The 1,450-nt window shown below is 73.9% G+C and carries 1 protein-coding gene; it reads right to left on the reverse strand.

Annotation, left to right across the window (positions count from 1 at the left end; translation table 11 throughout):
* The coding region (pdxR, locus tag AC1D12_RS33230) for a MocR-like pyridoxine biosynthesis transcription factor PdxR (RefSeq protein WP_477845361.1) at window positions 1–1,237 on the reverse strand (1,237 nt) is incomplete at its 3' end.
* Between the last annotated feature and the right edge of the window lie 213 nt (window positions 1,238–1,450).

The following is a 1,450-nucleotide window of genomic DNA, read 5'->3' on the forward strand; positions in this document are numbered from 1 at the left end:
GGTGCAGGCCGGCCAGCGAGGGCAGCGGCTGCAGCCGCTCGCCGAAATGCAGCCGCAGCGCCTCGAGCAAGGCCTGCTGCCGCCCGGCATAGACGCCGCGCATCCGGCGCACGTGGCGCGCCAGGTGGCCTTCGGCGATGAAGTCGGCCAGCGCCGCCTGGTTGATCGCCGGGACATGCCAGTTGCTCGCCAGCCGCGTGGCCACCAGCGCCGGCACCGCCCAGTGCGGCGCGACGACGAAGCCGACGCGCAATGCCATGAACATGCTCTTCGCGAAGGTGCCGACGTAGAAGACGCGCCGGCCGCGATCGAGCGTCTGCAGCGCGTCGAGCGGCCGGCCGCCGAGGCGGAATTCGCCGTCGTAGTCGTCCTCGATCACCAGCGCGTCGGCCTGCTGGGCATGCGCGAGCAACGCGGCCCGGCGCGCCGCCGACAGCGTCACGCCCAGCGGCGACTGGTGCGACGGCGACACGCTGATCAGGTCGATGCGGTCCGGCAGGCGGTCCACGCAGAGGCCGTGCTCGTCCACCGGCACGTCGTGCAGGCGGGCGCCGGCCTGCGCGAACGCGACACCGAGCGGCGGGTAGCCCGGGTTCTCCAGCGCGATCGTCGTGCGGCCGGGCGCCACCAGGCAGCGGGCCAGCAGGTCGAAGGCCTGTTGCGCACCGGCGGTGACGACCACCGCATCGGCATCGCAGGCCACCGCCCGCGCGTGCGACACGTGCCGCGCGATGGCTTCGCGAAGGCGCGGGTCGCCTTGCGGATCGCTGCCGGCGCCGCTGGCGCGCGACGCGGCGCGCAGCGCACGGGCAGTGAGGCGCCGCCAGACGTCGAACGGGAACTGGCGCTGGTCGGGGTAGCCGATGCGGAAGTCGAAGCGCAGCGGGGGCGACGGGCGTGCGGGTGCGCTGTCGCGCCAGGGCGCCGCCAGCTTGTGGGCCAGCGACGCGCCTGCGGCGTCGCCCGCCGGGCCGCCGTGGCGCGCCGAGACGTAGGTGCCGGAGCCGTGCCGGCCTTCGACATAGCCTTCGGCGAGCAGCAGGTCGTAGGCGGCCAGCGCGGTGCTGCGCGACACGCCGGCCAGCCCGGCGAGCTCGCGCGTGGCGGGCAGGCGGGCGCCCGCTGCGAGGCGGCCGTCGACGATGGCGGCGCGCAGCTGGTGGTGCAGTGCCTGCTGCACGTTGCCCGAGCCGCGCGCAGGCAGCTCGAGGCGCAGGTCGAAAAGTGGCTTGCTCATCCTGGCAGAAAGTGGATCTGGAAACGAACCACATTGAACGGCATCCTGAGGCCATCGACAAGACCCTGGAGCCCACGATGAACCACCCGATCTGTGCCACCTGCGGCACCCAGTTCGCGCTGTCGGCCGTGCCGCCGCAGCGCTGCCCCGTGTGCGAGGACGAGCGCCAGTACGTCGGCTGGAAGGGCCAGCGCTGGACGACACGGGCCGAGC

The organism is Rhizobacter sp. P1_G5 (genome assembly GCF_056405435.1).